Source organism: Janthinobacterium sp. BCJ23 (genome assembly GCF_059617945.1).
In genome coordinates this window covers 870550-889691 of sequence record NZ_JCAQAW010000001.1, presented here as the reverse complement: position 1 = coordinate 889691, position 19142 = coordinate 870550, and the positions used below count along the sequence as shown (strand labels likewise).

Below are 19142 nucleotides of genomic sequence, written 5' to 3'. Positions count from 1 at the left end.
CACCACCAGCCAGGCCAACAATGTCGTCGGATTACGCGCAAGCGCTAATCCGACCTACGTGCTTACGTCGCCGCTTGACGCCACGGCAAAATAACAAGATAGCATTACGCAAGAAGATTAAAATACAACATGCTCCCCAACGACAGCCAACGCCCCGACCCTGATGCCCTGCTGGCGCAAGTGCAGGCGCAGGAAAAGAAAGCCGCGCGCGGCCGGCTGCGCATCTATTTTGGCGCCTCGGCTGGCGTCGGCAAGACCTATGCGATGCTGGCGGCCGCGCGCAAATTGCTGGCCGATGGCCAGGACTTGCTGGTGGGCGTGGTGGAGACGCATGGGCGCCAGGATACGGCGGCCCAGCTTGACGGGCTGCCCGTGCTGCCCCTGAAGGCCATCGAGTACCGGGGCAAGACCTTGTACGAGTTCGACCTCGACGAAGCGCTGCGCCGCGCGCCGTCTTTGATACTGATGGATGAACTGGCCCACTCGAACGTGGCCGGATCGCGCCATCCGAAGCGCTGGCAGGATGTCGAGGAATTGCTGGCCGCCGGCATCGACGTGCTGTCGACCGTCAACGTGCAGCACCTGGAAAGCCTCAATGACGTGGTGGGGGGGATCACGGGCGTGCGCGTGGCCGAAACCCTGCCCGACACGGTGTTCGACCGCGCCGACGAAGTGGTGCTCGTCGATATCCCCGCCGATGAACTGCTGCGCCGCCTGAAGCAGGGCAAGGTGTATCAGCCGTTGCAGGCCGAGCGGGCGTCGCAGCATTTTTTCCGCAAGGGCAATCTGATCGCCCTGCGCGAACTGGCCTTGCGCCGCACGGCGGACCGGGTGCAGGACGACGTGCAGGCCTACCGCGTCGAGAAATCGATCAACCCCGTATGGAAGACGGGCGCCGCGCTGCTGGCCTGCGTGGGACCGCACGCGGGGGGCGAACACGTAATCCGCAGCACGGCGCGACTGGCAAGCCAGCTGAATGCGGAATGGCATGCGCTGTACGTGGAAACGCCGCGTTTGCAGCGCCTGCCGGCGGGCCAGCGCGAGCGTATTTTGAAAACCCTGAAACTGGCGCAGGACCTGGGCGCGCGCACGGCCATTGTGCCGTCCGCCGACATCGCCGGCGCCGTGGTCGAGTATGCGCGCAGCGCGAATATCTCGAAAGTCATCGTGGGCCGCGGCCGCGCCAATGCGCTGGCGCGCCTGCGGCAGGCGCCGCCGGCCGCGCGCATGGCCAGCCTGGCACCCGATATCGATCTGATCGAAGTGGGCTTGCCGCCAGCCGATGCGGCGCCCCGGCGCGCAAGCTGCGACGATGCGGAAGCGCCGCGCCGGTCCTCGCGCCATTGGCGCTACATCGTGGCCGCCGGCGTCAGCCTGGCCACGGCCCTCGCCTCGGTTCCATTGCAACCGTACCTGGACCTGGCCAATATCGCCATGCTGTCCCTGCTGACGGTGGTGCTGGTGGCCGTGCGCCTGGGGCGCGGGCCTGCGGCGCTGGCCAGCCTGGTGGGCGTGGCCAGCTTCGATTTCATCTTCGTGCCGCCCCGTTTCTCGTTTGCCGTGGGCGATTTCCAGTATGTGATCACGTTTGGCGTGATGCTGGCCGTGGGCCTGATCACGGGCCACCTGACGGCCGGCCTGCGCTTCCAGGCCCGCGTGGCTTCGCACCGCGAGGCGCGCGCCCGCGCCCTGTACGAATTTTCGCGCGAGCTGTCCGGCGTGCTGCAGACGGAGCAGATTTTCGACATCACGAAAAGCGCCATCGAGCGGGCTTTCCGCGCGCGCGCCACCTTGCTGTTGCCCGATGACGAAGGCAGCTTGCAAGTCCCTAACGGCGGCGAGGCGCTCGATATCGGCATCGCCCAGTGGGCCTTCGACCATGCGCAGGCGGCGGGAACGGGCACCGACACCTTGCCGGCGTCGCCCATTTTCTATCTGCCGCTGATCGCGCCGATGCGCACGCGCGGCGTGCTGGCGCTGCTGCCGCTCGAGGGCGCGCAGCGCGGACGCTGGCTGCTGGTGCCGGAACAGCGCCAGCACCTCGATACCTTTGCCGCTCTGGCGGCCATCGCCCTCGAGCGCGTGCACTACATCGACGTGGCCCAGGGCGCGCTGCTGCAGATGGAGTCCGAGCGGCTGCGCAATTCGCTGCTGGCGGCCTTGTCGCACGATTTGCGCACGCCGTTGACGTCGCTGGTGGGCCTGGCAGAATCGCTGGCCTTGTCCCGGCCCGCGCTGTCGCCCGCGCAGCTGGACATGGCGCGCTCGCTGCAGTCCGAAACCGTGCGCATGAGCGCCCTGGTGGCGAACTTGCTGGACATGGCGCGCATCGAGAGCGGCCAGGTGCGGCTGAACCTGCAATGGCAGGCGCTGGAAGAAGTGGTGGGCAGCGCGCTGCGCGCCAGCTGTCCGCAATTGCAGCAGCATGCCGTGCAGACGCAGCTGGCGCCGGACTTGCCGCTGGTGCGCTACGACGCCGTGCTGGTCGAACGCGTGCTGTGCAACCTGCTGGAAAACGCGGCCAAGTACACGCCGCCCGGCAGCACCATCACGGTCGCGGCCGGGGTGCACGGCCAGTTCCTGCAGGTGACGGTGCTGGACGATGGCCCGGGCTTGCCGCCGGGCCGCGAAGAAGCCATCTTTGAAAAATTTACGCGAGGCGAGCGCGAATCGAACAAGCCGGGTGTCGGCCTGGGGCTGGCCATTTGCCGCGCCATCGTCGAAGCCCACGGCGGTACCATCCACGCGCAGCCGCATGTGCCGGGACAGGGTGCCGCCATCGTCTTCAGCCTGCCGCTGGGCACGCCGCCGGCGCCGCCGGAGCTCGAGCTCGAGCTCGATGACGCCAACGATCATGAAACAGGAAAACCAATATGAACGAACCTTCCGCCACCGCCTTGCTGGTCGAGGATGAGCCGCAAATCCGCCGCTTCGTGCGCGCCGCGCTGGAAGACGAGGGCTGGCAGATTTTCGAGTCCGCCACCATGCAGCGGGGCTTGATCGATGCGGGCACGCGCCGGCCCGACCTGATCGTGCTGGACCTGGGACTGCCCGATGGTGACGGCATCGATTTCATCGCCGACATCCGCAAATGGTCGGCCGTGCCCATCATCGTGCTGTCGGCGCGGGTCGACGAGCAGGACAAGATCCGCGCGCTCGACGCGGGCGCCGATGACTACTTGACCAAGCCGTTCGGCGTGGGCGAATTGCTGGCCCGCGTGCGCGCCACCTTGCGCCGCCAGCGCCAGCCCGCCGCCAGCGACGATGGCGTGGTGCAGTTCGGCGACGTGCGCGTCGACCTGAAGGATCGGCTGGTGACGCGCAACAAGCAACTGGTGCACATGACGCCGACGGAATTCCGCTTGCTGTCCGTGCTCGTGAAGAACGCGGGCAGGGTGGTCACCAATCCGCAGCTGCTGCGTGAAGTGTGGGGGCCGTCGAACAGCGAAAACGGCCACTACCTGCGTATCTACATGGGCCATCTGCGCCAGAAGCTGGAAGCCGATCCGGCCCAGCCGCAGTACCTGCTGACGGAAACGGCCGTCGGCTACCGGCTGCTGCTGCCGCTCTAGCCAACTTTATATCCCCTGTTTGAAAACAGGCGCCGCGCGCGCCAGGGGGACGCTTTACTTAAAATTTTTGCAGCGATTTTTTGCAGCGGCGGGCCAGCTGCGCCATGTTGGCAAAGGCCCATACCACCGATGAAGAAGAACAACCATGAACAAAATGCTACTTGCACTTGCCGTCGCCACAGCCTTGACGGGCAGCCTGGCCCACGCGGACGAGGCCAAGCCCGATAATGAAGTGAGCTTCAACGTGGCCGGCGTATCCGACTACCGTTACCGCGGCATCTCGCAGACGCGCTTGAAACCGGCGCTGCAGGGCGGCGTCGACTATGTCAACAACCCCACTGGCCTGTACGCGGGCGCCTGGGCCTCCACCATCAAGTGGACCAAGGACGCGGGCGGCAGCGGCGACGTGGAAGTGGACCTGTATGCGGGCAAGCGCGGCCAGTTGGGCAGCGATGTTGGCTATGACGTGGGCGTGCTCGCCTATGTGTATGCGGACAACGGCTTGAAGCACGTCGCCGGCCTGGCCGACGCGGACACGCAGGAAGTCTACGGCCAGCTGTCGTATGGCCCCGCCTATATCAAGTATTCGCACGCCGTTTCGAACCTGTTCGGCATCGTCAACAGCAAGAACAGCGGCTACCTGGACATCGGCGCGAATATCGACCTGACGAACGGCTGGACCGGCAACCTGCACGCGGGCCACCAGAAGGTCAAGAACAATGATGCATCGAGCTACACGGACTGGAAAGTGGGCGTCACGCGCGACTTCGGCATTGTTTCGGGCGCGCTGGCCGTGATCGGTACGAACGCGGGCAAATCGGCCTATGCCTCGCCCGTGAATGGCAAATTCATGGGCAAGACGGCGCTGCAGCTGACGGTCAGCAAGACGTTTTAATTGACAGAGAAGAGAGGCGGCGCATGCGCCGCCTTTTTTTGCGTGCTTAAGAGCGCCTAACAGAACCGTAGCGAGCGGCAGTGAGGCTCGGCGCCCCCGTTGGCCTGAGACGCGCAGCTGTGCAAATGCACAGTGAGCATCGGAGGCCGCAAATCGCGACGCGCAGTAGCTTATGTTAGGTGCTCTAGGCGGGCAGGTTGAAAACGGCGCAGTACAACTGCCCCAGGCTGACCACGCGGGCGGCCGGGATCTGCGCGGCCAGGGCATGGGCGGGCGCCGCTTGCGTGTCCGTTGCCAGCAGCACGCGCAGGCCCGGATTGATGCTGCGCGCATGTGCGATGCGGCGCGCCAGGCCCGATTGCGCGGCGGCGTTGACGACACCGTCGAGCGGCACCACCAGTACGCGCGCGGCGGCCAGGGCCGAACGGCTGCCCATGGAGTCGCGGCCTTCGCTGTCGATGACGATGTCGTGGTAGCAGTGCACCAGGTGTTCCAGCTCCGGCTGCAAACCCTTGGCGCTGATGGCGCGCGCCATCAGGCGCGGCCGCGTCAGGCTGCCGTGCATGGCGCCGTCGTGCATATTCCTCGCCTGCGCCATGGCGCCCTGGCGCGGATCGGCGTCGAGCAGCAATACCTTGCGCCCGGCCAGCGCGCGCGACGCGGCCAGCCGCCCGGCCAGGATGGATTTCTCCATCCCTCCGCGTTCATCCGTGATGGCGATGATCATCTTGGCGCACGGCTGGCATGATGTTGGCAGGGGAAACCAGCTGCAGCAGGCAGCCTTCGCGCGGCGCATCCCTGTCGCTGGCCGTCCATACGGGCAGTTCCAGCAGGGGCTCGAGTGCCGCGGCCAGGGCGGCCTGGCCGGCGGCCGACATCGGCGTCATCGGCAGGCGCAAGGCGTTGCGCACCTTGCCCTGTATGGCCAGCGCTGCTTTGACGGGAGCGGGATTCGGTTCGGCAAACAGCAGGCGGATGACGGGCAGCATGGTCTTGAACAGGGCGCCGGCGGCGCCGTGGCGGCCCTGCCTGACGAGGTGGTACAGCTGCGCATACAGGTCGGGGCGCACCTGGGCGGCGGCCGACATGGCGCCGTGGCCGCCCATGGACAGGCTGGCCAGCAGCAGGGCATCGTCGCCGCACAGCACGTCCAGGCGCGTGTCGAGCAGCAGTTCGCCCAGCTGCTGCAGCTTGCCGCCCGCTTCCTTGATGGCGACGAAGTGCGAGTCGCGCGCCAGCAGGGCGGCCGTCTGCGGTTCGATATTGACGCCGGTGCGGGCCGGCACGTTGTACAGCACGATGGACTGGTCGGTGACGCCGGCGATGGCCTGGAAGTGGCGCACGATGCCCTCCTGCGACGGGCGCACATAGGCGGGGGCGGAGACCAGCAGACCGGCCAGCGGATGGTCGTTGTAGCGCTGAACCGTGGCGACGACATTGCGCGTATCGCTGCCGCCTATTCCCATCACGACGGGGAAGCGTGGACCGACGGCTTCGAGCACGCTGTCTAACAGCATGGTCTGTTCGGCGGCGCTCAGCATGGCCGCTTCGCCCGTGGTGCCGCACACCACGAGGCCGTCGATGCCGCTGGCGGCCAGCTCGCACGCGAGCTGCTGGGCCGCGTCGAAGTCGATGTCGCCGTCGTCATCCCGGAAGGGCGTGACCATCGGCACCCAGATGCCCTGGAAGTGCGTGGTGATGCGCATCGAGGACATCGCCTGCTCGCACGAATACTGGTTCATAGCGATTTCCCCTGGCTGATGCGGCCAAATTCCGCCGCCGGCAGCAGGCGCATGACGGCGTCCATCGTCAGGCGCAGGGCCGGTTCCGTCACGCACAGCCAGACTTTCATGCGCTCGGCGTGGTCGACCGCCTCGACGCGCATGAACGACAGCATGCCGCCGCACGTCCTGACGACCAGGTGGCGCAGCTCGGCCAGGCAGGCTTTGTCGACCGTGATATGCATGAGGAAAGTGGGCAGGCGCGGGTGGCGGTGGGGCAGGGCTTGATGTGCGGACAGGCGTGAATGGGGTTCCATGGTGGCTTTGCAGCGGTGGTTGAGGTACGTTCAAGATTAGCAGCGGGGGCGTAAAGATTCTCTAAAAAGCGGGGCCGCCGGCGTAAACGGGGCGTATGCGTTTGCCGCCGGCGTGTTGCGTGGATGCCCCGCAGGTATGCTTTTGTTACAAAATTGAATCGTGCTTTTGAAGGCAGGGGTTTATATTGAAACCGTTCTCCGCTTTCAGTCAGCCCCGCCATGTCAGACGAAAAAGATCCCCAGCAGCCCCCGTCCACCGACCCAGCGCCGCCAGAGCCAGCACCGGCGCGGCCCGACCGGGTCGGCCGCCGGGCACCCGATGACGAGCACCGCGCGCGCGACGCCGCCCCCCGCTACCTGAAGGATAACGACACGCCGCTGGCGCTGGCCTGGCGGGTGATCTCGTCGCGCTACCGCTCCATGCGCGACAAGGCCAGCCGCGATTTCATGCGGCGCACCCTGCGCATCGGCATCTCGGCGCGCATTTTCCACCCCGAGCCGGGCGCCACTGGGCTGCGCAGCAAGAACCTGCAATACCTGGAAGAGTCGATCGCGCAGTGGGTCATGTCGCGCGACGTGCTGGTGTTTATGATCCCGACCGTCAATACCAACGGCCAGCTACACCCGAGTAACATCACCCTGCGCCACTATGCACGCCACCTGGACGGCCTGGTGCTGCAGGGCGGCGCCGACGTCTCGCCGCAGACGTATTCCGAGGCGGCCACGCGGCCGGAATGGAACGGCGACCGCGCGCGCGACCTGTACGAACTGGAACTGCTGCACGAATTCGTCGACGCGGGCAAACCCGTGCTGGGAATTTGCCGCGGCTGCCAACTGATCAACGTGGGTTTTGGCGGCACCCTGTACCAGGACATCGCTTCGGACGTGGAAGGCGCCACCTCGCACGTCAACGACCTGTATGACCGGCACCGCCACACCATCGTCTTCCCGAAAGGCTCGTCGCTGGCCGGCATGTTCCCGAAGGCGGGGGAGGCGCTCGTCAATTCTATCCACCACCAGTCGGTCAAGGACCTGGGGCGCGACGTCACCGTGGAAGCGTATTCGCAAGGGGACAACATCGTCGAAGCCATCCGCTACCAGCGGGCGCGTTTCGTCATGGGCTTGCAGTGGCACCCGGAATTCCATTCGGCGGGCGGCGTCGAGCTGCTCGATTGCACGCCTATCCTCGATAATTTCTTGCGCGCGGCGCGGGAGACGCGGTTTTGAGTAAGCACCTGATGCGCCGGCGCATGGTACTGGCCGGCCTGCTGGCGCTGCCCCTGGCGGGCTTGCGCGCGGCGCCGCGTCCGCATGACGGCCCGCTGCCGTTTGCGTTGACCTCCGCCGCGCGGGCGCGCATGCTCAAGGCGAAGGTGGCGCCGGCCATCGCGGAACAGGTGCTCAAGGCGGCGCGCAAGGATGCGGCGCGGCCCGTGCATCTGATGGCCGAAGTGCGCACGGGCGGCTTGCTGAAGGGCGAGGGCGGGCGCGAGACCAGCCAGCAGGCGCAGGAAGACTGGCGCCAGGCGCGTTTGCAGGCCCTGGCCTGGCGGCTGTCTGGCGAGATGGCGCATTTCGAGGCGGCGCGCCAGCTGCTGCTGGCCTGGAGCGGCAGTTATCAGCCTTCGTTCAGTCCCGTCGACGAGACGGAGCTGGCCAGCTTGCTGATGGGATTTGACCTGGTGCAGGAACGCTTGAACGGCGTCGAACGCGAACAGGTGCAGGCGTTTTGCCGCACCCTGGCGAACGGGTATCTGAATGACCCCATCAAGGTGGGCGGCCCGTCCACGGCGCGCAATAACTGGCACAGCCACCGCATCAAGATCGGCACGGCCGCCGCGTATGTCACGGGCGACGCCTTGCTGATCGCGCGCGCGAAGGAGCGCTTCCTGGCGCACGTGCCGCGCAATATCGGCGCCGGCGGCGTGCCCTTCGACTTCGAGCAGCGCGACGCCCTCCATTACACCACCTACAGCCTGGAGCCGCTGCTGACGACGGCCCTGATGGCGCAGGCGCATGGCGACGACTGGTATGGCGCGCCGGAAGCGAAGCGCCTTGCCGAGGCGCTGGCCTGGCTGTCACCGTATGCGCAGGGTAGAAAGACGCACGAGGAATTCGCGAAAAGCGCCGTGCCCTTCGACCGCAAGCGCGTGGCGGCCGGCGAAAAGGGCTTTACGGGGAATTGGGAACCGAAGGGCGCCGCCAATGTGTATTTGCTGGCGGCGCGCTTCGATCCCGCTTACCTGTCCCTGGCGCTGGAACTGCGTCCGCCAGCCTGGGCGCTGGCGCTGTACGGCAACTGATTAAAACTTCGTGCGCAAGGTCAGCATGACATTGCGCGGTTCGCCGTAAAAGCCCGTCTGGAACAGGCCCAGGCCCGTGAAGTACTTTTTACCCGTCAGGTTGTTCACGTTCAGGCTGGCCGTTGTGTTCTTGCTGATTTCGTAGCGGGCCAACAGGTTGACCAGGGCAAAGCCGCCTTGTTCAATGCGCGCATAGTCATTGGCGGCCGGGTTCCAGATATGGCCGTAGAAGCCGCTTTGCCAGTTGACGCCACCTCCCACGGTGATTTTATTCAGGCTGGCCGGCAGGCGCCATGTCCCCTGCACGCGCAGCAGGTGCGGCGGCTGCGTCGTTTGCAGCATGGTGGAAAACACTTCCTGTCCATCCTTGTCGCGGATACGCGTATAGGTATAGCCGGCGCTCAGTTTCACATCGTTCAGCACTTCGCCGGTCACTTCCATTTCCAGGCCGCGGCTGCTGATGCCGTCGATGCCTTCATACGCTTCCTCGCCATTGACCTCGCCCACATAGTTGGCCACGTTGCTCTGGCGGATCTGGTACAGCGAGGCGCTGGCGTTGACTTTACCTTCCAGGAATTCGGCTTTCACGCCCGCCTCGAAACCCTTGCCGCGCACGGGGGCGAGGAAGTTGCGGTTCCTGTCGCGGTTGCTTTGCGGCGCGAAGATGCTCGTGTAGCTGCCGAAGAGGGAATAGGTTTTGTCCAGGTCATACACGACGCCCGCATACGGCGTGATGACATTGCTTTCGTCGATACGCGAGGTGATGCGCGCTGTGCCGCTGTCGAAGAAGATACGGTCCTGGTCCTGCTTGTAGTTGCTGACGCGCGCGCCGACGATGACGGACAGCGCCTCCAGGGGACGCAGGCGCAGCGCGCCATACAGGCCGCTCTGGCGTGTCTTGTCGTTGTCGTTGCCCAGGCGCGTGAACGCCGGTTCCGCGTACTGGCCGCGCCAGTCGAAGTAGCTGCCTTCCACCGGCGGGTAGACGGATTCGTAGACGGGACCGTCCTGCTTCGCGCTGGAGTGGGAATAGCCGATCATCGCTTCGTGGCGGCGGCCGAAGGCCGTAAATGGTCCGCTGGCGTCGACGTTGACGGTGGTCTGGCGGCGGTTACCCTTGTATTTTCCCATGAAGAAGTAGGCGCCTTCGCCCGTGACGGGATCGGGATTGCCGCCGCTGGCCGAACCGAGCACGCTGTCATGCTTGCTGCGCAGCTGGTTGGCGCTCAATTTCAGTTTCCACTCGTTGGCGAACGTATGTTCGAGCGACGAGAACAGCGTGGTGTTCTGCATGTCGCGGCGGCTCCAGTCCGTGGCCGGGTTCCACGAGGTGGGGAAATCCGTGCGCGAGCCGTCGGCCAGCAGCACGGGGAAACCGGTCCAGGTCGAGCCGCGCGGCTTGTAGTCCTGGTGCGTGAAGCCGGCCGTCAGCAGGGTGACGGGTGTCAGGTCCGCTTCGATGATGCCGTAGGCGATGGACTTCTGCTGCGTGTAGCGGTCCAGGTGGGAATGCTTGTCCTGGTAGGCGCCCACCAGGCGGCCGCGCACCGTGCGGCTGTCGTTGAGCGGGCCGGAAACATCGGCTTCGCCGCGGTAGTTGTCCCAGGATCCCGCGCCCAGGGTGGCCGAGCCCTCGAAGGCTGCGGTAGGGCGCTTGCGCACCATGTTGACGGTGGCCGACGGGTCGCCCGAGCCGCTCATCAAGCCCGTTGCACCCTTGAGCACTTCGATGCGGTCGTAGATGGCCATGTCGCTGTTCGTCGTGCCCCAGTCGTAGACGCCGTCATAGATGGCCGACACGCCGTCATACTGGAAATTGGTGACGGCAAAGCCGCGCGCCCAGAAGCTCCAGCGGTCGCTGTCATAGTTTTGCACGTTGACGCCATTGACGTTCTTCATGACGTCGGAGACGGCATTGCTGTTCTGGTCATCCATCTGCTGGCGCGTGACGATGGTCAGCGATTGCGGCGTTTCGCGCTGCGTCAGGGCCAGGCCCGTGGCGCCGCTGGCGGGGCCGCCCGTATAGCTGCCCGTGCCGCTGGTGACGGCGCTGCGTTCGGCTGCCGCCACCACGGTGACGCCGCCCATGACGGCCACGCCGCGGCTGTTCGCCGAAGGGGCGCCGGCGCTGGCGGGGATTTTCTGCAGCAGGTAGCCGCCATTCGCCTGCGGCACGGCTTGCAGGCCGCTGCCGGCCAGCAGCACGCGGAAACCATCGTGCACGCCATAGCTGCCTTGCAGGCCGGCGCTGCGCAAGCCTTGCGTGGCATCGCTGGAGAACGACAATAAAATGGCGCTGTCGCTGCCGAAGCGCGTCAGCACGTCGCCCAGCGCACCGGCGGGAATGCTGTAGGTGCGCACTTGCCGGGTTTGCGCCTGGGCCGCTGCCGGCAGGGCCAGGGTCATGCCGATCTGCGACAGGGCGCAGGCGAGGACGGTGCGGGTAAGGAGGGAACGCGAAGCGTGGTGCATGGAATAAAACCTTTCGTGGATGCGCAAGATGGAGACTGCCTATCTTCCAGGTCACGCAAGCACGGCGAAACAGCTCACTTTGCAGAAAATATTTTTCAGCGGGCCGCCAGTTCTATCCTGACGACTTGATGGCCCCAGAAGCGCGTGACGGTATGGCGCCGCAGCTGCAGGCTGGCGCCGACGGCGTCGAGGATGGCATCGACATCGGCCAGCGGGTAGGAGCCGGAGACGCGCAGGCCGGCGATGGCGGGCGCGCAGCTCAATGGATGGTCGCTGTAGCGCGACAGCTCGGCGAGGAAATCGGCCAGGCGCATGTCGCGCGCCACCAGCATGCCATTGAGCCACGCGCCGCCATACGGCGCCAGGGCCTGGCGGTGCACGCCCGTGCCGTCGAAATGGGCGCCTTCGCCGGGACGCAGCACCAGGCGCTGCGCGCCATCATCGGCCAGCACGGCGACGGCCCCTTCGAGCACGCCGGCGCTGGTGTATTGCTCGTGCAGGCGCACGGTGAAACGCGTGCCCAGCGCCTGCAGGCTGCCGTGCGGCGTACCGACGAAGAAGGGGCGCTGCACCGCATCCTTGCCGGTGGCGATGAAGATTTCACCGGCCAGCAGTTCGATGCGGCGCTGTGCGCCGTCGTAAGCGATATTGACTGCGCTATTGGTATTGAGTGTGAGCTGCGTGCCGTCATCGAGGGTCACCACGCGGCGCTGGTTGACGGCCGTGCGGTAGTCGGCCATCCAGCCGCGCCATGGGCTGCGGCGTTCGAACGCATACAGCGAGGCACCGCAGGCCAGCAGCAGTGCCAGGGTCTTGACGGCGTGGCGGCGCGGCGCGTTCGCTTGCACGCAGGCGCGCAGCAGGGTCGCGTGCACGGCGGACGGCAGGTGTTCGTGCTGCGTTTGCAGCTGCTGCCACGCCTGCGTGGCGCTGCCGGCGCGCTGCAGATGGCGTTTCACGGTGGCCAGCGAGATGCCGAGCTGGCGCGCGATGTCTTCCTGCGGCAGTTCGTCGAGCTGGCGTAGCAAAAAAGCCCGTTTCACGGGAGGCGGCAAGCCGTCGAGCATGCGGTCGAGTTCAAACACGGTGGCCAGCAGCAGCGCCCGATCCTCGGGCGACGGCGCATGCAGGGGCGGCAGCTGCGCCAGCACGTCGAGATAAGCCTGTTCCAGTTTCTGGCGGCGGTAATGGTTGAACAGCACGCGCTGGGCGACGGTGGCGAGAAAGGCGCGCGGCTCGCGCGCGGCGACGGCGTCTTCGCGGTCGAGCAGGCGCATGAAGGTGTCCTGCGCCACATCGGCCGCGCACGCCGTGCTGCCCAGTTTCTTGCGCAGCCAGCCCTGCAGCCAGCCGTGGTGGTCGGCATACAGTGTCGCGATGTCCTGGCGTTGTAACGGCTTTGCCAGCGGCATCGCATTCCCCTTGCAAGCGTGACCGGGCCAGCCAGATCAATTTAGTTAATAGGAATCATTCTCAACTATTGTAGCAAGCGGGGGATAAGGTGTAAATGTGGGGTGTGGTTTTTTAGCGCGTTGCTGGCGTTGTTTAAACCCCAGAAGCAAGATCTGGGGTCGGACCCTGCAGGGTCCGACCCCGGAAGTTCAGGTGTTGGGTTGGACGGGCTAGTCCTTAGTAGTTCATCGCTTCGCCACGGAAGCAGCGGATCGCCGAATCGACCATGCCCTCGGCGCTGCCCTGCAAGCTGTGCTGCTTGCGCAGATATTGCGCGTCGCTCCATTGCTTGGCCACGTCCGACAGGTGTTTCAGGGCCGGCGTGCTGCCCAGCGCCTCGGCGTGCGGTTCCATCTTGCGCAGGGTGGTCATGATGTCTTCGCGCAGCGACATCGTCTCGTAGGTTTTCGGATGCGTGATGGCGCCATCGAGGCCGAAGCGGCAAGCCTGGAAGCGGTTGTAGTTATACACGAGGTAATCGTCTTCGACCGGCGGCACCTCCTTGCGTTCGAGCAGGTAGCGGCACAGGGCCTGCAGGTAGGCGGCCAGCGCGGCGGCACGCTCCACCGTCAGCGGCGTGTCGCACACGCGCAGTTCGATGGTGCCGAATTCCGGCTTGGGACGGATATCCCAGTAAAAATCCTTCATGCTCTTGATGATGCCCGTGTTCTCCATCTTGGCGAAATACTCGTTGGAGAACTGGTCCCAGCTCAGGGTGAACGGCGCGCGCCCGCTCATGGGAAACGCGAACACGGAGTTCAGGCGGGCCGAGTCGAACAGGGTGTCGCGCCCCTGCACGTAGGGCGAGGAAGCCGACAGGGCGATGAAGTGGGGGATGTAGCGGTTCAGCGAATGCAGCAAAAACATGGCGTCATCGCCCGAGGCGCAGCCGATGTGCACGTGCTGGCCGAAGATGGTGAACTGCTTGGCCAGGTAGCCGTACAGCTCCGAGATTTCCTGGAAGCGGGGCTTGGAAAAGATCTTTTGCGACGACCATTGCTGGAACGGGTGCGTGCCGCCGCCCGCGATGCCGATATTGAGCTTGTCGCCGGCCGTGATCAAGGTGTCACGGATTTCCTGCAACTGCGCCAGCAGGGGGCCGTGATGCGTGTGCACGCTCGAGTTAATCTCGATCATGCTCTCGGTGATTTCCGGCGTGACGTTGCCGGGGAACGGCTTTTTATTCAGCAGATGCAGCAGGTCGGGGCTGGCGGCCGTCAAGTCATAGTCCGACAGGTTCACCAGTTGCAGTTCGAGTTCGACGCCGAAGGTCAGCGCGGCCGATTGGCCAAAGGGTTCCAGCGGCATTTAGCGCTCCTTGATTTCATGGGTTTCTTTGGCCAGCATCAGCACGCGCTGCACCAGCACGGGGCCGACCAGTTCCAGGCCCAGGGTGATGGCGGCCAGGGCGTTCAATTCGTCGCCGAAGTTCACGCCGTGCTGGCGCGCGTGTTCGAGCAGCAGGATGATGAAGACGGAAACGGGCGTCAGCGCCACGCCCGTCAGCACGCCCTTGCGCCAGGAAATGCCGCTCACGTGCGAAAACGCGGCCACGCCGGCGACCTTCGTCAGCAAGCGTCCGCCGACGACGGCCAGGGCCAGGCCCGCGCCGGCCGTCACGCTGGCCCATTCCAGGGTCGAGGCGGCATACACGAACAGCAGCACCGTCAGCAGCTCGCCCATGGCGCCGAAATTGCGCTGCGCCTGGCTGAAGGCGACACGGCGGTGGCGCGCCACCAGGCCGAAGGTGAGCGTGGCCAGCAGCGGCGACAGGCTGGTGGTGTAGGTCAGGGCGACGAGTAGCATCACCGACAGCGCGAACGCCACGGTGGCGTCCTGCGCCATATTGCCCAGGCGGCGCAGCATGGCCGGCACGACAATGCCGAAGACGGTGCCGGCGGCCACCGAGGCGGCCAGCACGGCGGCGCTGCTGCTGCTCGCCTCGATCAAATCGGTGGAGCTCTGGAACATCCAGAAGCCGACGATGATGTTGAACGTGAAGACGGCCAGCACGCAATTCAAGGCCGTGAGGTGGACGATGCGTTCCGTGACCTGGCCCGAGCTGCGTTCCTCGTTGATGACGCGCATGATGGTGGCCGGCGAGGTGGACATGGCCAGCGACGCAAGCAGCAGCGCCGTCATCGAAGTGCTGCCGAATTCGATGCCGATGAAGTAGACGACGGTAAAGGTCAGCAGGGACTCGACCAAGCCCGTGACGGCGATCCACGGGTTGTTCTTCAGCCACCGCAGGTTGATGCGGTAGCCCACCTCGAACAGGATCAGGCCGAAGGCCACGTCGGCCAGCACCAGCATGGGGCCGGCGTCCGTCTGCGGCAGGATGCCCACCTGCGTCTGCGCGAGGACGAAGCCGATCACGCCGTAAAAACTGATGCGCGGCAGGCCCGTCCAGCGGTGGCCGAATTCGCCCACTACCCAGGCCAGGGTAATGGCGAACGGCCAGGACAGGTCGGCGGCGATCGAGATCAGACTTTGCATGCTCATTCCTTTGAAAATGGCGCTGGCACCGGCCGGCAGCACGGGGGCTGGCGCGGCAATGTCGTGGTGCAGCGATGGTGCATTGTTTGCGCAGAGCGATGCGCCGATTCTACCGGAGCAGAAGGCGCGCACGATGTGCGCAATCGAACAGTGTCGCGGCCATGGCGGCCGCGCACAGGATGCAGCAGGGTAGGGCAGGACTGGTACCAGCGTATGGTACCCGCCCGCGGCGGAGATGCTCCGCACGGTAGTGCCGTGTCGCAGTGTACGGCATGGCGGCCCCCTGCCGCCATGGACTTTTTGTTAGGCGCTTTTATTTACTGAGCAGGCGCATGCCCCGCTCCAGCCCGTCGATCGACAGGGGGAACATGCGGTTGTTCATCAACTGCCGCATCACGCCGATCGACTGGCGGTACTGCCACAAGCCCTCGGACTCGGGATTGAGCCAGATGAATTTCGGGAACGCCTGGGTAAAGCGCGCCAGCCACGTCGACCCCGCTTCCTCGTTGTTGTATTCGACACTGCCGCCCGGCTGCAGGATTTCATAGGGACTCATGGTGGCGTCGCCGACGAAGATCAGCTTGGTGTCGGGCGGGTATTTGCGCAGCACGTCCCAGGTGGGGAAACGCTCGGCGTTGCGGCGCCGGTTGTTCTTCCACAGGTAATCGTAGACGCAGTTATGGAAGTAAAAGAACTCCATGTTCTTGAATTCCGTCTTCGCCGCCGAAAACAGTTCCTCGGTGCGCTCGATATGGTCATCCATGCTGCCGCCCACGTCGAGCAGCATCAGCACCTTGATGCGGTTCTTGCGCTCGGGCCGCATTCTGATGTCGAGGTAGCCCGCGTTGTTCGCCGTGGCGGCGATGGTGGCGTCCAGCGCCAGTTCGTCTTCCGCGCCTTCGCGCGCGAACTTGCGCAGGCGGCGCAGCGCCACCTTGATGTTGCGCGTGCCCAGTTCGCGCTCGCCGTCGTAATCCTTGTAGCTGCGCGCTTCCCATACCTTGACGGCCGTGCGGTTGCCGCCCTTGCCGCCGATGCGGATGCCTTCCGGGTTCGTGCCGCCATTGCCGAACGGCGAGGTGCCACCCGTGCCTATCCACTTGCTGCCGCCCTCGTGGCGCTCCTTCTGCTCCTTCAGCAGTTCATTGAGGCGATCCATCAGCTTGTCGTAGCCGAATTTTTCCAGCTGCGCCTTCTGCTCCTCGGACAGCTCGCGCTGCATGCGCTTGAGCAGCCAGTCGAGCGGTATTGCCGCGTTCGTGTCGAAGGCCGCGTTGACGCCCTTGAAATACTGGGCAAACGCGCGGTCGAACTTGTCGAAATGGGCTTCATCCTTGACCAGGGTCAGGCGCGACAGATAGTAAAAATCATCCATCGAGGCGTCGATGACGTTCTTTTGCAGCGCCTCGAGCAAGGTCAAAAATTCCTTGATCGAGACAGGAATCTTCGCATCCTTGAGCGTGAAGAAGAAATCGATCAGCATGGCGACCGCTCTCCCGCGCGCGGCAGTGCGGCGATGGGGCGCTGCGCCAGCTTGTAGCGCAGATGGGCGGCAATCTCGGGCCACTCGCCGCGCGTGATGCTGTACATGACCGTGTCGCGCACGGTGCCGTCGCGGCGCAGCGCATGGTGGCGCAGCACGCCATCCTTTTTCGCGCCCAGGCGTTCGATGGCCGCCTGCGAGGCGTGGTTGAAATTATCGGTGCGCAGGCCCACCAGCGCGCAGCCCAGCGTGTCGAAGGCGTGCGCCAGCAGCAGCAATTTGCAGGTGGTGTTGACGTGGCTGCGCTGGCAGCGCTTCGCGTACCAGGTGTAGCCGATTTCCAGCCGTTTGATCTCGGGCACCACGTCGTGGTAGCTGGTGGTGCCCAGCACCTCGCCGCTGGCCGCGTCGATGACGGCAAAGGCGAAGCGCGTGGGGCGCATCTCGATGCCCTTGAAAATGTACTGGTCCACCTGATCCGGTTCGGGCACGGAGGTGACGCGCAGATTCCACAGTTCGCCATCCATGGCCGCCGCGCGCAGGCCGGCCGCATGGTGCGGCGCCAGCGCTTCGAGGCGGATGCCGTGCAGTTCCAGGGGGACGAAGACCTTGTCGGGGCTGATGTCGTTCACCGGCGCTCCTTAGCGGTTGGTGCGCGACATGAACATCAGGCGCTCGAACAGGTGCACGTCCTGCTCGTTCTTCAGCAGCGCCCCGTGCAGCGGCGGCACGACGGCCTTGTTGTCCTTGCTGCGCAAGGCTTCGGCCGGGATGTCCTCGGCCAGCAGGAGTTTCAGCCAGTCGAGGAATTCCGACGTCGACGGTTTTTTCTTCAGGCCCGGCACGTCGCGCACTTCATAGAAGGTTTGCAGCGCCTGCGCCAGCAATTCCTGTTTCAGGTGCGGGTAGTGGACGGCGACGATCTGCTCCATCGTGTCCTTGTCCGGGAATTTGATGTAGTGGAAGAAGCAGCGGCGCAAAAAGGCGTCCGGCAATTCCTTCTCGTTGTTCGAGGTGATGATGACGAGCGGGCGGTGGCGCGCCGTGACCATTTCGCGCGTTTCATACACATAGAATTCCATGCGGTCCAGTTCGCGCAGCAGGTCGTTCGGAAATTCAATGTCGGCCTTGTCGATTTCATCGATCAGGAGCACCACCGGTTCGGGCGCCGTGAACGCCTGCCACAGCACGCCCTTGACGATGTAGTTCTGGATGTCGCGCACGCGCTCGTCGCCCAGCTGCGAATCGCGCAGGCGCGACACGGCGTCGTATTCGTACAGGCCCTGCTGCGCCTTGGTGGTCGATTTGATATGCCATTGCATCAGCGGCATGTTCAGCGCGGCGGCCACTTCCTCGGCCAGCATGGTCTTGCCCGTGCCCGGTTCGCCCTTGATCAGCAGCGGGCGTTGCAGGGTCAGCGCCGCATTCACGGCCAGTTTCAGGTCGGCGGTGGCGACGTAGCTGTCGGAACCTTCGAAGCGTTGGCCTTGCTGGGTGTGCTGTGCTTGCATGAGCGGTCTGCCAAAGTGGGGAAATGGTGAGTATAAACAGAACTGTGGCCCAGCGTCACGCGGACGGCCTGTGCCTGCGTGCCTACAATGCGGGTTTTATAGGTGGACTTGCAAGAATATCTTGGCTAGAATCGGCAAGCAGCAGATTAATTGGCAACCTTAATTGTCAACACATAAAATCAAAAAAACCAGCTCTGGCGTTTCTCCGATTACCTTTGTTCACATTGCCACTATGAAAAAAATATTTGCACTTCTCGTGCTTGCCGGCATAGCAAATGCCGTCACAGCGGCTGACATTGTAGGAAACGCCAAGGCAGCCCCTGCCAAGGTGGAAATGTGTATCGGCTGCCACGGCATTCCCGGTTACAAGGCAACCTTTCCTGAAGTATTCCAGGTGCCGATGATCGGCGGCCAGCCGGCAAAATATATCGAGAATGCGCTGCAAGCCTACAAGAAGGGCGACCGCAAGCACCCCAGCATGAAGGGCATCGCCAGCAGCCTGTCGGACCAGGATATCGCCGATGTCGCCGCGTATTATGCGCAACAAGCCAAGACGAACTGAGGACCAGCCTGATGAAAAAACTACTCGCCGCCCTCGTTTGCGCCACCGTCTCGTTTTCCGCCAGCGCCGCCGGCAATATCAATACAGGCAAGGCCCTGGCCGAAAAATACAGCTGCGCCACCTGCCACGGCAAGGATTACAGTTCGCCCATCGACCCGTCGTACCCAAAACTGGCGGGCCAGCACAAGGATTACCTGGAACATGCGTTGACCGCGTATAAACGGGGCGACAAGGCCAACGGCCGCAACAACGCCATCATGACGGGCCAGGTAAAACCGCTGAGCAACCAGGACATCAAGGACCTGGCCGCTTACCTGCACAGCTTGCCGAGCAGCCTGGTCACTCATCGCTGAGCGGT

General features: G+C 64.6%; 17 protein-coding genes and 1 pseudogene. 7 read left to right on the top strand and 11 right to left on the bottom strand.

The window, feature by feature from the left end; genetic code table 11:
* Positions 1-129: 129 nt before the first annotated feature.
* The 3 genes from AC54AG_RS04020 to AC54AG_RS04010 all read left to right on the top strand — a co-directional run bounded on the left by AC54AG_RS04020 (position 130) and on the right by AC54AG_RS04010 (position 4467).
* Complete coding sequence (locus AC54AG_RS04020) at positions 130-2877, top strand: DUF4118 domain-containing protein (protein ID WP_496629544.1); 2748 nt, start codon at positions 130-132, stop codon at positions 2875-2877.
* Positions 2874-3572, top strand: a complete 699-nt coding sequence (gene kdpE, locus AC54AG_RS04015) for a two-component system response regulator KdpE (protein WP_034746496.1) — start codon at positions 2874-2876, stop codon at positions 3570-3572. Before AC54AG_RS04020 ends, kdpE begins: the two co-directional genes overlap by 4 nt.
* 145 nt (positions 3573-3717) lie before the next feature.
* On the top strand, positions 3718-4467 hold the full coding sequence (locus tag AC54AG_RS04010; RefSeq protein ID WP_496629543.1) for a TorF family putative porin: 750 nt from the start codon (positions 3718-3720) through the stop codon (positions 4465-4467).
* A gap of 184 nt (positions 4468-4651) precedes the next feature.
* On the opposite strand, the gene AC54AG_RS04005 is transcribed toward AC54AG_RS04010, so the two are convergent.
* From AC54AG_RS04005 to AC54AG_RS03995, 3 genes are read right to left on the bottom strand one after another with little or no spacing between them, the layout of a single operon-like run.
* Positions 4652-5194 carry a division plane positioning ATPase MipZ gene (locus AC54AG_RS04005; protein ID WP_496629542.1) on the bottom strand — a complete coding sequence of 181 codons (543 nt, stop codon included), beginning with the start codon at positions 5192-5194 and terminating at the stop codon, positions 4652-4654.
* Positions 5172-6209 carry a 4-hydroxy-tetrahydrodipicolinate synthase gene (dapA, locus tag AC54AG_RS04000; RefSeq protein WP_496629541.1) on the bottom strand — a complete coding sequence of 346 codons (1038 nt, stop codon included), beginning with the start codon at positions 6207-6209 and terminating at the stop codon, positions 5172-5174. The genes AC54AG_RS04005 and dapA overlap by 23 nt, the downstream gene beginning before the upstream one ends.
* Complete coding sequence (locus tag AC54AG_RS03995; RefSeq protein WP_257620216.1) at positions 6206-6505, bottom strand: hypothetical protein; 300 nt, start codon at positions 6503-6505, stop codon at positions 6206-6208. Before AC54AG_RS03995 ends, dapA begins: the two co-directional genes overlap by 4 nt.
* A 219-nt stretch (positions 6506-6724) precedes the next feature.
* Here AC54AG_RS03995 and AC54AG_RS03990 point away from each other — a divergent pair, with 219 nt between their 5' ends.
* Together AC54AG_RS03990 and AC54AG_RS03985 are read left to right on the top strand one after the other, a co-directional pair.
* Positions 6725-7732: a gamma-glutamyl-gamma-aminobutyrate hydrolase family protein gene (locus tag AC54AG_RS03990; protein ID WP_070301177.1), complete on the top strand. Its 1008-nt coding sequence runs from the start codon at positions 6725-6727 to the stop codon at positions 7730-7732.
* Entirely contained in the window at positions 7729-8808 is a 1080-nt protein-coding gene (locus tag AC54AG_RS03985) for an alginate lyase family protein (RefSeq protein WP_331777119.1), read from the top strand. The genes AC54AG_RS03990 and AC54AG_RS03985 overlap by 4 nt, the downstream gene beginning before the upstream one ends.
* Here the strand turns inward: AC54AG_RS03985 and AC54AG_RS03980 are convergent, their stop codons facing one another.
* The 8 genes and pseudogenes from AC54AG_RS03980 to AC54AG_RS03945 all read right to left on the bottom strand — a co-directional run bounded on the left by AC54AG_RS03980 (position 8809) and on the right by AC54AG_RS03945 (position 18222).
* On the bottom strand, positions 8809-11280 hold the full coding sequence (locus AC54AG_RS03980; RefSeq protein WP_331777118.1) for a TonB-dependent siderophore receptor: 2472 nt from the start codon (positions 11278-11280) through the stop codon (positions 8809-8811).
* 95 nt (positions 11281-11375) lie between these two features.
* Entirely contained in the window at positions 11376-12020 is a 645-nt protein-coding gene (locus tag AC54AG_RS03975; RefSeq protein ID WP_331777342.1) for a FecR domain-containing protein, read from the bottom strand.
* Between the two features lie 189 nt (positions 12021-12209).
* Positions 12210-12692 (bottom strand): annotated as a pseudogene (locus tag AC54AG_RS03970) (sigma-70 family RNA polymerase sigma factor); the annotation flags it as partial.
* Positions 12693-12909: 217 nt separating this feature from the next.
* Entirely contained in the window at positions 12910-14040 is a 1131-nt protein-coding gene (locus AC54AG_RS03965) for a YbdK family carboxylate-amine ligase (RefSeq protein ID WP_070301178.1), read from the bottom strand.
* Positions 14041-15228 carry a cation:proton antiporter gene (locus tag AC54AG_RS03960; RefSeq protein ID WP_034746513.1) on the bottom strand — a complete coding sequence of 396 codons (1188 nt, stop codon included), beginning with the start codon at positions 15226-15228 and terminating at the stop codon, positions 14041-14043. It lies immediately after the preceding gene.
* 313 nt (positions 15229-15541) lie between these two features.
* Complete coding sequence (locus AC54AG_RS03955) at positions 15542-16711, bottom strand: vWA domain-containing protein (protein ID WP_034746518.1); 1170 nt, start codon at positions 16709-16711, stop codon at positions 15542-15544.
* Positions 16705-17343, bottom strand: a complete 639-nt coding sequence (locus tag AC54AG_RS03950) for a GNAT family N-acetyltransferase (protein WP_496629540.1) — start codon at positions 17341-17343, stop codon at positions 16705-16707. Before AC54AG_RS03950 ends, AC54AG_RS03955 begins: the two co-directional genes overlap by 7 nt.
* A 9-nt stretch (positions 17344-17352) precedes the next feature.
* Positions 17353-18222, bottom strand: coding sequence for an AAA family ATPase (locus AC54AG_RS03945; protein WP_034746522.1), 870 nt, complete (start codon positions 18220-18222; stop codon positions 17353-17355).
* A gap of 232 nt (positions 18223-18454) precedes the next feature.
* On the opposite strand from AC54AG_RS03945, the gene AC54AG_RS03940 reads away from it, so the two are divergent.
* Positions 18455-18784, top strand: a complete 330-nt coding sequence (locus tag AC54AG_RS03940) for a c-type cytochrome (protein WP_034746524.1) — start codon at positions 18455-18457, stop codon at positions 18782-18784.
* Between the two features lie 11 nt (positions 18785-18795).
* Entirely contained in the window at positions 18796-19137 is a 342-nt protein-coding gene (locus AC54AG_RS03935) for a c-type cytochrome (protein WP_034746527.1), read from the top strand.
* The last annotated feature ends 5 nt before the right edge of the window (positions 19138-19142 follow it).

Excerpts from the sequence above, each read along its gene's own strand:
- AC54AG_RS03945 (WP_034746522.1), bottom strand. The coding sequence starts at position 18,222 with ATGCAAGCACAGCACACCCAGCAAGGCCAACGCTTCGAAGGTTCCGAC.
- kdpE (WP_034746496.1), top strand. The coding sequence starts at position 2,874 with ATGAACGAACCTTCCGCCACCGCCTTGCTGGTCGAGGATGAGCCGCAA.
- AC54AG_RS03955 (WP_034746518.1), bottom strand. The coding sequence starts at position 16,711 with ATGCTGATCGATTTCTTCTTCACGCTCAAGGATGCGAAGATTCCTGTC.
- AC54AG_RS04020 (WP_496629544.1), top strand. The coding sequence starts at position 130 with ATGCTCCCCAACGACAGCCAACGCCCCGACCCTGATGCCCTGCTGGCG.
- AC54AG_RS03995 (WP_257620216.1), bottom strand. The coding sequence starts at position 6,505 with ATGGAACCCCATTCACGCCTGTCCGCACATCAAGCCCTGCCCCACCGC.
- dapA (WP_496629541.1), bottom strand. The coding sequence starts at position 6,209 with ATGAACCAGTATTCGTGCGAGCAGGCGATGTCCTCGATGCGCATCACC.
- AC54AG_RS04005 (WP_496629542.1), bottom strand. The coding sequence starts at position 5,194 with ATGATCATCGCCATCACGGATGAACGCGGAGGGATGGAGAAATCCATC.
- AC54AG_RS04010 (WP_496629543.1), top strand. The coding sequence starts at position 3,718 with ATGAACAAAATGCTACTTGCACTTGCCGTCGCCACAGCCTTGACGGGC.
- AC54AG_RS03990 (WP_070301177.1), top strand. The coding sequence starts at position 6,725 with ATGTCAGACGAAAAAGATCCCCAGCAGCCCCCGTCCACCGACCCAGCG.
- AC54AG_RS03940 (WP_034746524.1), top strand. The coding sequence starts at position 18,455 with ATGAAAAAAATATTTGCACTTCTCGTGCTTGCCGGCATAGCAAATGCC.
- AC54AG_RS03975 (WP_331777342.1), bottom strand. The coding sequence starts at position 12,020 with ATGGCCGACTACCGCACGGCCGTCAACCAGCGCCGCGTGGTGACCCTC.
- AC54AG_RS03965 (WP_070301178.1), bottom strand. The coding sequence starts at position 14,040 with ATGCCGCTGGAACCCTTTGGCCAATCGGCCGCGCTGACCTTCGGCGTC.
- AC54AG_RS03980 (WP_331777118.1), bottom strand. The coding sequence starts at position 11,280 with ATGCACCACGCTTCGCGTTCCCTCCTTACCCGCACCGTCCTCGCCTGC.
- AC54AG_RS03935 (WP_034746527.1), top strand. The coding sequence starts at position 18,796 with ATGAAAAAACTACTCGCCGCCCTCGTTTGCGCCACCGTCTCGTTTTCC.
- AC54AG_RS03960 (WP_034746513.1), bottom strand. The coding sequence starts at position 15,228 with ATGCAAAGTCTGATCTCGATCGCCGCCGACCTGTCCTGGCCGTTCGCC.